Source organism: Streptomyces corynorhini (assembly GCF_003346515.1).
Taxonomy (GTDB): Bacteria; Actinomycetota; Actinomycetes; order Streptomycetales; family Streptomycetaceae; genus Streptomyces; species Streptomyces corynorhini.
This window is the reverse complement of record NZ_QQNA01000230.1, coordinates 1-9,458: the sequence shown is the minus strand read 5'-3', so window position 1 is coordinate 9,458 and position 9,458 is coordinate 1. Positions and strand designations below refer to the sequence as shown.

The 9,458-nt window shown below is 63.0% G+C and carries 7 protein-coding genes; 6 read left to right on the top strand and 1 reads right to left on the bottom strand.

The window, feature by feature from the left end:
• The first annotated feature begins 404 nt into the window (after positions 1-404).
• The 4 genes from DVH02_RS25865 (at position 405) to DVH02_RS25845 (ending at position 5,440) form a co-directional block, all read left to right on the top strand.
• The gene (locus DVH02_RS25865) at positions 405-2,018 is read left to right on the top strand and encodes a recombinase family protein (protein ID WP_158575940.1); all 1,614 of its coding nucleotides are present in this window, start codon (positions 405-407) and stop codon (positions 2,016-2,018) included.
• Positions 2,019-2,612: 594 nt separating this feature from the next.
• The gene (locus DVH02_RS25860; RefSeq protein ID WP_325051405.1) at positions 2,613-3,086 is read left to right on the top strand and encodes an HNH endonuclease; all 474 of its coding nucleotides are present in this window, start codon (positions 2,613-2,615) and stop codon (positions 3,084-3,086) included.
• 878 nt (positions 3,087-3,964) lie between these two features.
• Entirely contained in the window at positions 3,965-4,462 is a 498-nt protein-coding gene (locus DVH02_RS25850; protein ID WP_233518458.1) for a phage terminase small subunit P27 family, read from the top strand.
• Positions 4,463-4,504: 42 nt separating this feature from the next.
• A complete protein-coding gene (locus DVH02_RS25845; RefSeq protein WP_114626261.1) occupies positions 4,505-5,440 on the top strand; it encodes a major capsid protein in 936 nt (311 codons plus the stop codon).
• Positions 5,441-5,510: 70 nt separating this feature from the next.
• Here the strand turns inward: DVH02_RS25845 and DVH02_RS25840 are convergent, their stop codons facing one another.
• Positions 5,511-6,851, bottom strand: a complete 1,341-nt coding sequence (locus DVH02_RS25840; protein WP_114626260.1) for a tetratricopeptide repeat protein — start codon at positions 6,849-6,851, stop codon at positions 5,511-5,513.
• A gap of 514 nt (positions 6,852-7,365) precedes the next feature.
• Between DVH02_RS25840 and DVH02_RS25830 the strand changes: the two genes are divergently transcribed.
• Positions 7,366-7,581 (top strand): hypothetical protein, encoded by a 216-nt coding sequence (locus tag DVH02_RS25830; RefSeq protein WP_114626259.1) that lies wholly within the window; start codon positions 7,366-7,368, stop codon positions 7,579-7,581.
• Positions 7,582-8,078: 497 nt separating this feature from the next.
• Positions 8,079-8,474 carry a hypothetical protein gene (locus tag DVH02_RS25825; RefSeq protein ID WP_147286128.1) on the top strand — a complete coding sequence of 132 codons (396 nt, stop codon included), beginning with the start codon at positions 8,079-8,081 and terminating at the stop codon, positions 8,472-8,474.
• The last annotated feature ends 984 nt before the right edge of the window (positions 8,475-9,458 follow it).

Sequence of the window (9,458 nt, the reverse complement as noted above, 5' to 3'; positions counted from 1 at the left end):
GCTCGGCTCCGGCTCAGCGACTGACCGTCCGCTGCTGGTGGGGACTCATGCCCCGCTGGTCACCACCCGCTGCGTTCTGCGGGTCAGTACCAAGAGGTAAGCGAGCTGAACCAGCACCATTCATGACGGGTGGGGGCCGCCCCTCTCCGGTTTGAGTTTCGCGCCTCCGGGCCGGGAGTAAAGGGCGCTCCTTCGTCGCGTCGCTGCGCGATGACCTTCGGTCACCCTTGACACCCGTCCCTGCGGCGCAAGTGCAGGTACTCGGGAGGGGCGGCCCGGAGTAGGCCCAACACCCTGGGACCTACTCGGGCAGCGGACCGTTTCCGCAGGTCACAAGGGGTAACCCCATGTCGACAGCTACACCGGTCAAGGCACACCGGGCACCTTCCGTCCCTACAAGGGGTATGGAAAAGGCCACCGAACGCCGCACGGCACCAGCCAGCGCAGCAGCCGACAACCGCCCGGAAGCCGATCTACTGCTCAGGAAGTCCAAGGTTGTCCGCGAGGGCGAACGCGCTCTGTCCATCCGGGCGCAGGAGGAGCGGGGCCGCGCGTGGGCCGAGGAGAACGGCTACCGCGTCCGCAAAATCTGGAAAGAGAACCTGTCCGCCTGGTCGGATGTGAAGCGTCCGAAGTACGACGCTGCCATGGACGCCGTCCTCAACGGCGAGGTACCCGCGCTGTGGTGCTACGCGCTCGACCGTTTCAGCCGTAAGGGTGCCGAAGCCGTCGTTCCGATCCTCGGCAAAGCCCGCGTCATCTTCGACTACGAGCGTCTCGACTCGATGGACGAACGCGACCGCCGTTGGATCATCGACCGTTCCGAGAACGCGCGTGAGTACTCCCAGCGCCTGAGCCACAACGTGTGCAGCACCAAGAACCGCCAGCGCAACGAAGGACGCTGGCTCGCGCGCGCACCCTTCGGCCTGACAGTCGACCCCGACACTCGCCGACTCTCCCCGAACCACACCCCCTACATCTGCCTCGCCAAGGAACAGCGCGAGGTCACACCGTGGGAGATCGTTCTCCGCATCTTCAACGACGTGGCCGAGGGCATGTCCGGGCGTGCCGTAGCCCGTGCGTTCAACGCCGAGGGCATCGTCTCGTCCACGGGCAAGGCATGGACCGGCGCATCTGTCCGTGACATCCTCATGCACCCTGCTTACGAGGGATGGATGACGCTCACGCACGGCGGGAAGACACCGGTACACCACATCGCCCCGAACGGCGAACGCGTGCGATGCGTCGAGCCCGACATCCTTCCGCGGATGGTCCCCGCCGAACTTGCCGCACGCGCCCGACGCGTCATCGCCGGACACCAAAAAGTCAGCTCAACCACACCACGCCCCGGACGCGCCACCCACGCCTTGACCGGACTTCTGCGCTGCGCCGGATGCGGACATTCCATGCAGCTCAGTGGCGACTCCTACGAATGCGGCTACAACTCTGGTGGCGGCGCCTGCCCCGCCCCCACCTATGTCACGCGAACCGCATTGGAGAAGTACGTAGTGGCTGAGTGGGCAGCACGGTTGGGCGAGACAGGCGACGAAGACGACCTGATGATTGCCGTGGCCGAACGCTGGCAGGCCCTCACCCGTCCGGAGGAGACACAGGAAATCAAGGACGCACGGGCCGAACTCAAAGCAGCTCAAGCCAAGCTCGACAAGTTCATGGCGGACGACGCTGCCGACTTCTACACCGGCCGGAGCGCCCGCTACCGCATCCCCCACAAGACCGCCGCCGAAAAGCGACTCGACACAGCGGAAGCACGCATACGCGCACTCGCCGGAGACACCCGAATCGACGTTCAGTTCATCATCGATGGCAACGCCCTGGACGTGTGGCAGAACGCAGACCCCGCCATGCGACACGACCTTTTGGCCGTAGCCATCGAACACATCACAGTGTCCAAGTCCACCAAGCGTGGGCGGCCGTTCAACGGCGGCGAACGCGTCACCATCACATGGGCCACACCCGAAGGTGCCCAGCCCACGGAAGAGTTCGACCAAGCCGCGTAACAGCCCCTGTAGGGCCGATACAGCCCCGGACGGTCCACGGTGACCACCGGGGCTGTTCTATGTCCGCACACGGGCCTGCAGGTCGTTCCTGGGGCTGCTCGTCGGCTCGGCCTCAGACGGGGCTACCCAGCAGCGAGGCGAAGAGTGTTGGAGTGACGAGTTTTTGTATTTTTTTAGAACACATAGAAAAAGTAGTAGAGAAGAGAGATCGGTGTCTCGGCCGTCACCGTGACACTTTTCAGACCCTCCGGGAAACCTTCGGTCCCTACTACTGGGGCACCAGGAAGAAACCGATCCCGACCGCCTACCGCACGACGCGGGGAAGGCGCAGGAAACCTTCCGTCCCTACAACTTATGAGAGCGGGGTTACCGCGCACCCATCCCAAGGGGGAGACCGGCGGTCTGAGTATCCGCTCTCACTACGTTGCCCGCGCACCACGCACCCCGGAAGGGGTGGCCGCAGGGGTCGTGAGGCAACGCGTTCGGGGGACTGCACCGCCTACCAGTAACCGCCCCTCGGGGCGCTGAACAGGGTTGCAAGTCCGTGCAGTCCCCCACGTTGTCCCGAAGCTCAATGAGCGCCAGGACGACACCATGCCCGCTGACCCAACGGCTAGAGGTGCGCGGTACCGGCCCCCTCGGGGAGATCCGTATGCAATCCGCAGAGTTCCCGAGTTCCAGTCTCGGGGCGGGCACACAACGACGCTCACCACCAGGGGGACGCACATGCGCTGTATCGACTGCACCGAGCCCGCCACGCACCGCGGACGCTGCAAAACGCATCACGGGGCGTATGAGGGCCGGGAGAGTGTCCGTTCCCGCCGTGCACGGGGTAGGCGCCGTGCGAACCGTCGAGACGCTGCTGCTCGGCTCCGCCGGCGAGTGCAGGAACGGGGCTCGGCCTGGTGCGACTGGTGCTTGGGCGACTTCCCCGCGGACGGGGTGGACGTGGACCATGTGCGCCCGCTGTCCCTCGGTGGTGCGGACGTTGACGGGAATGTTCAGGTGTTGTGTCACGGGTGCCACGGGCTGAAGACGCGTACGGAGTTCGGTGTCAGCGTGCGGTAAACCAGGCCGCAAGCATGCTTCCGGTGGTCGTAGCGAGGGCTGCCATCAGCCATCCGGGGATGCGTTGCATCGTCAAGTGGAACCCGAAACGGACTTCAAGCACAGGCGGAGTGTTGGCGTCGGATGAATTTTTAGGCAAGGCGAGTTCCTGTCAGAGGAGAGCAATTTCCCAACGGAGGCCATCGCCTGCCGCTGCTCCAATCCTCTCCATGACTCGGCTGGCGCGGCTACCCCCCATTTGAGCTACGGCGCAATAGCCCGTTGGTACTAAACTGACAGGTTCGCGTGAATGAGAATCTGTCAATCCCGATGCATGTCCGACCTCCTTGAGGGCTCATCTAGGGCGGACGGAAAGTTAGAGTCCCTATGCCCCGTAAACCCCGTACCCCCTGCACGATCCCCGGGTGCCCCGAGCTGACCACGGGTGGCCGTTGTGCGGCACACAAGCGGGAAGCAGCGAAAGACCGTGCGTCACGTGGCGGTGTGGTTTACACGACGCGTTGGCAGCGCATCCGTAGGGCGTACTTGTACGCGAACCCGTGGTGTGTGTTGTGTGGCCGGTCGGCGAACGTGGCGGACCATTTCCCGCTGTCACGACGCGAGTTGATGGCACGGGGCGAGGCGAATCCGGATTCCGCGAAGCATCTTCGGCCGTTGTGTGTCGCGTGCCATAACCGCGAAACGGCACGGTATCAGCCGGGCGGATTTGCTGCGGAAGCGAAATCCCGCCGTGAATCGGGTGAGCGTCCGTTGTTCTGAGCAGGGGGGTACTCCCTTCCCTGTCCGATCCTGAGCGAGAGGGAGGCGGAAATCTTTCACCGGAGCTGAAAGCATTTTTGGAACCCCAAATTGAACGCACCAAAAGAAAGTGAGAATTCGTGGCCGACCGATACCGGCCCATGTCCGCTGTCCAGCGGGCACGCGAAGGTAACCCGTCAAAGAAACCGATCAAAGAGGGAGTGATAATCCCTCGCGCGATCCTTACCGAGCCGGATTGGGGCGAGGTGTTCAAGACATCCTCCGATCCCGCTGTTGAATCAGCGAACGAGCGGTGCCGCAAGGTGGCATCTGTCGAATGGCGGCGCGTAGTACCGGTATTGGAAGCCGCCGCCGGTATTGGCGAGGTGGACCATGCGACCGTCAAGGATCTGTGCGTGTGTGTCGCGCGTATCGACCAGGCCGAGCGGGATCTTTCAGAGCGTGGGCTCATGGTGACCGCAGAACGCGGAACGGTGAAGAACGGCGCGGCCACCATCGCAGCGCAGTACCGGACCCAACTCGCCCGGTATATCAGGGAGTTGGGCCTCTCGCCGAGTGCACGAACCGCTATTACCGCTCCGGAATCCGATGATGACGACTCGGATATCTGGGACTGACACGCAGCACCGCACTGATATCAGAACAAGGAGAAATGAATAATGGCACTTACTCTTGCCGAATCCGCCAAGCTCACCGAAGACATGCTCAAGCTCGGCGTAATTGAAATGTTCATTCAGGAATCGCCGATCCTTGACCGCCTTCCGCTTATCAAAGTCCAAGGGAGTGCGTACAAGTATAACGAGGAATCGAAGCTTCCCGGTGTCGCTTTCCGCGCCGTGAACGAGGCATACCCGGAGAGTGTTGGTGCAGTCAACCAGCGGATCGAAACTCTCGCCATCCTCGGAGGTGACGCTGACGTCGACAAGTTCATTGTGCAGACGCGCAGTAATCTGAATGAGCAGCGCGCTATTCATACGCACATGAAGATCAAGGCTGCGTCGATCCACTTTTCTGATCAGTTCTTCAACGGTGACATCACCGTCAACCCGAAGGGTTTCGATGGTCTCCGTAAGAGGCTGATCGGCTCGCAGGTGGTCGATGCCGAGGGGCTTGCCCCGGTGGCAGATGGATTTTCGTTTTTCGATGCGCTGGATTCCCTGGTCGGGCGGGTTGGCGGACTCAGTGGATCGAACGGTGCCATCTATGCCAACAGTGAGATAATCGCCAAGATCAAGTCTGGGTTCCGGCGACTTGGCGGCAGCGAACTCCTTGTGAGCGACATCGGGGGAAAGCATGCCCCCACATGGAACGGTGTTCCCCTTCTGGATGCCGGCCAGAATCTCGACGGGACGGACGTTATCCCGCTGACGATCGGTGAGGATGGCAAAGAGACCAGCGACATGTACGCCGTCCGGTTCGGCGCGTCAGAGGCTGACACCGGGGTAACCGGTCTCACCAACGGCGGGATTCAGGCAACCGATTTGGGCGAGGCCCATGAAAAGCCGGTGTTCCGGACCCGGATTGATTTCTACTGCGGACTCGCCATGTTCGGCGGTAAGGCTGCCGCGCGCCTTACCGGAGTCCTGAACGGCTGATCGCATCGCAGAGACCCCGTACTAGTCTCCCTTGATCAGGGCGGCGGGTACGGGGCTCTCTTTTTTCAGTTCAGGCCCTGAGCGTCTTGGGGGTAATCAAACGTGCCCGCTCGTAAACATCGCGAGCTACGTGATTTTTGAGGTGCGGTTTCGCCAGTTGAAGCAGGTTCCGCATTCGCTGATCCGCCCTCCCGGACTGAATTAGCGGATAGTCGTCCAGTGCGCTACTCCATGTGGCGCAAGCTGCTTCCAAATGGCCAACCGCGAATTGCCGTTCGGCGAGAATGGCGCGCTCTTTCACGCGCGTTCGCCGATAGATGTCGTAGCGCAATTTGTCAGACTGCTGCATGGCTTCTACTGCTCCCACCACATCACCAAGCTCGTACCGAACCTGACTGGTATGGTAGTTCAATGCGGCCGGATCATAGGAACCGAAAATCTTCTGCTGGGATTCGGCCTTATCCATGGCGACTTCGGCTTCCCGCAGATACATCAAAGAATTCGAGCGGTCTCCGATTTGCGCTGCCGCATGGGCTTGCTGCCCGGCCAAGAAAGCGCGCATTCGAGGCCCAGCCTGTGGGGATGCTGCTGCGGCGGCATCGGCAAGCCGCATTGCGGCCTTTCCATGACCGAGGTCAACGGCCTGGACGCTCATTCCTCGCAGCGTGGTGCAGTATGTGAGATGGTCCTCTGACGCCCCTGCCAGTTCCAGGGCTTTCAGGTAATACTGTTGCGCCAGTCCGTGGATTCCCTCATCAACGGCCATGTATCCGGTGAGATAGCAAAGGTCCGAAGCTGCCGACATCATCGCTTTGCGGACTTCCTCGGGGGCATCGGCCTTAAGGTATGGGGCAACTGTGTTCACGAGGAATGCCGCCGCCATCGGCCGGGCATTCCTGCCCCCGAATTGGTCATCGAGTTCTGACACTTTCTCCGTCATGGCGATGACCATTTCAACTTCGTGCATCCCTATGCGCTGCGTTCTTCCGGTCTGGACGGCTTCCATTCGCCCCGCGACGTCCGGCCAGTTCGGAATGGTGAGAGCGACAGAGAATAGGCTTGCTCCGACAAAGCTTCGGCGGGACGGGTCCACGTCGTGCCTCCCCAAGTCGATCAGCCCTTCCACCGTATCCGGATAGGCGTTTGATTCTTTGGAGGGCGTGGGAAACCCTGCCTCGGCGCGCGTGACGGGGCGGAGCAGTCTCCGGGCGAACGCTTCCAAGATCAGCGGGCGGACGGATTCCTTGGGCAGCTGCCCCTTCAACCACTGGCTGACAGAGGGCTGTTGGTATTTGAGAGGAGTTCCCCGTTCGGTCCCGATGCGGTTGACCTCCTGGGCGAACTGACGCATCGTCCACCCGCTCTCGCGGTACAGCCGCTCAAGTGCTGTGTTCGACTCCAGTGTCCTCACTGCCCCATCCCCTCACAGCGGTCTTATGGCTCTTATGTCTTCACGCTGTGACAAGCGTAGCGCCGTGCGTAGTCGTCCAGTTGCCTAGAGCGAGTCGAGATCACTCCAGGAAGCGGGGCGACCATGGATGACCAGGGGACACCAGCGACGGCCCCCAGCAGCGACGCGGACCAGTTATACGAACTCATCCGGGCGGGGGGTTTCTGGCGACTTGCTCCGGACTGGGTACCGCGCACCGGGTACACAGTCCCCGGCAAGGGCGGGCTCCACCGGATGGCGGACAAGCTTCTTGCGCTCTCCGTACCGGGCCCGGGTGAGACGTGGTGAGCCCCACCAGCGGTCAGCCGGACAAGTCCGTGCTCCGGTGGCCACCGTGCCAGTGCGGACATCCCGAGTGCCCGGATAAGCCAGCGCCGACGGACAAGGGTGACGACGACAGGTCGCACAGCACCGTCATGGCGAGAATCCGCGCTCGGTTGGGGCAGCGGAACATTCGCTCAAGCGGGGGATATCCGTGAGCGATCAGCCAACGCCCTTGAGTCTCACCCTCGCGTACGCCCAACTCCGTCACCGGGCCGGCCAACTTGAACGCGCCATCGATGAGGCCCTGGACGAGCAGGTCTCACTGCGTACGCAGCTGATACTCACCGGGCTTCAAAAGCTTGACACCAAAGCATTCTTCGAGCGGGTTACGGGGCATCCCGCGCCGACCGTGGACGGTGCCGAATGACTGCCAAGAACTGCACAAAATGCAGGAAGCTGGAAACCGCAAAGCGAACCGCCGAACTCAACGGTCAACCCGGGGACGTCATCGACTGCATCGTGTTGCTGCGGAGACATCCCCAGCATGACGACCAGCCCGTCCCCCGGAAACCCGAGAAGGGCGAACTGTACTGGTGAAGATCCTCGTACGGCTCGTGTGCTGTGGGTGGGCGCTCGCCTGCCTGATTATCGCTGGGTTGATCGGGTGGTTCATCACTTTCGTAGCGACCCGCCACTCATGAACCCCCGTACCGGGCCCGTAATCGACCGGCGGGGACGGCCCCGGTACGGGCCCCGAAACGCCGCTCCGGTCACCCCCGTATCCAGGGCCGGAGCGGTCTCCCTTTGCCGGTGACGCAGAGCCCGGTAAAGGGTAGTCGGCAGAGCCCCCACTCTGCCGGTGGAGAGTCCCGTCCGTGCGTTACCCCCGGCGCATGGGCGGGGCTTTTCAATTGGAGCTGAACAATGCGTGTGTGCAACGCGACCGCCGAAATTCCCGTACGTGAAGCGGTGTTGGCAATCATTGCAGGGCAGGGTTCGGTGGTGCCTGATGATTTGGCGCTCCTTGACGACGCGGTTCGCTGTGAGCTTGCGCTTTGGCATGCCGACGAACACGCCGCCTTTGTCTGGGAGTGGGCGCACGACATGAGCACCGCGCTGTGGGCCCTGTGGAAGCCGGACGGCGCCGTACAGTTCGAGTCGCACTCATGGTGCGGAGTTCCCGAGGGCGGAACGGAAGCGGGGGACGCGTGCTTTCTCTTCCTGGAGCACTCGCGGGAGCACTCTTGGGAGACGTTCGACCCCGCCGCCAAGGAGGCAGTACGCCAGGCGCGGCAGATGTTCCCTCACTGGTTCTGGTAGGGGTAACGCCGTTCACGCAATCCAACGCGCGGATATTGCGGAGGGTGCTACCGTTCCCTCTCACAACAAAAAAGAGACCCCGGCGAGTGCTACCAACACTCCCGGGGCGTGGCCAACAGATTGGACCTGTTGACGTGCGTCACTCTATCGCGCGTGCCCTCGTGGCATGCCTGCGCCTCATCCTTGCCGCCATGCTGCCCGCTACCGGGAAGCGCCGAGCGGCCACCACCGCACCGAGCGTGCCCCCCGTCAGCCCCTGGACCAAGCCTTGGGCCGGACCAAGCTCGGCGGACGCACGAGCCGTCTTCCGCGCCAAAGAGCCCATGGCGCTCACACCCGTACAGCGGGAACGCCGCTACGCAGCGGGATTCGCTGCCCACGGTGTCGACTACCCGTACACCGGGCACGGCGTCCACCAGGTCCGTACGGCGGTGACCGCGTGAACGCCCTCACGGAGACGTGCGGCGCGCAGCGTCCCGGGTTCGAGGGGCGACCGCACATCGGAATCAACAGCCTCCCGTGCTTCCTCGGTACCGACCATGAGGGCTGCCACCGCAACGCATGGGGGCAGTCGTGGGAACGCGTTCCTGTCCCCGACGTCAACGTCCCGGATGTGGTCTGCGTTGCGTGCGGGAACCCGACCGGTGCCCCGATAGAGATCGGCTACGTGGAGCGCGTGAGCGGCCCCGGATACGTCCAGCACGTATGCCCTGACTGCCTCTACGAACGCCCCGCGCTTCCCACCCCCAGCGAACAGCTACGGGCCATGTAGCCCCGCCGCAGACGGCGGACCAGCCCCGTTCGGCCACGTGCCGGGCGGGGCTTTCGTATGCCCCGACCTGGTGTTTTCCCACCTCCCAGGGTGTAGCGTCTACCGGGGGAAGGGTTCCCAGGGAAGGAAGGATCGTTGCCCGGCCCGGCTGCTGGCTGCCGGGCTGGTTCGCCCTGCGGGGCGCGCGGTCTCTGCATGGGGTGGTGGCGCGT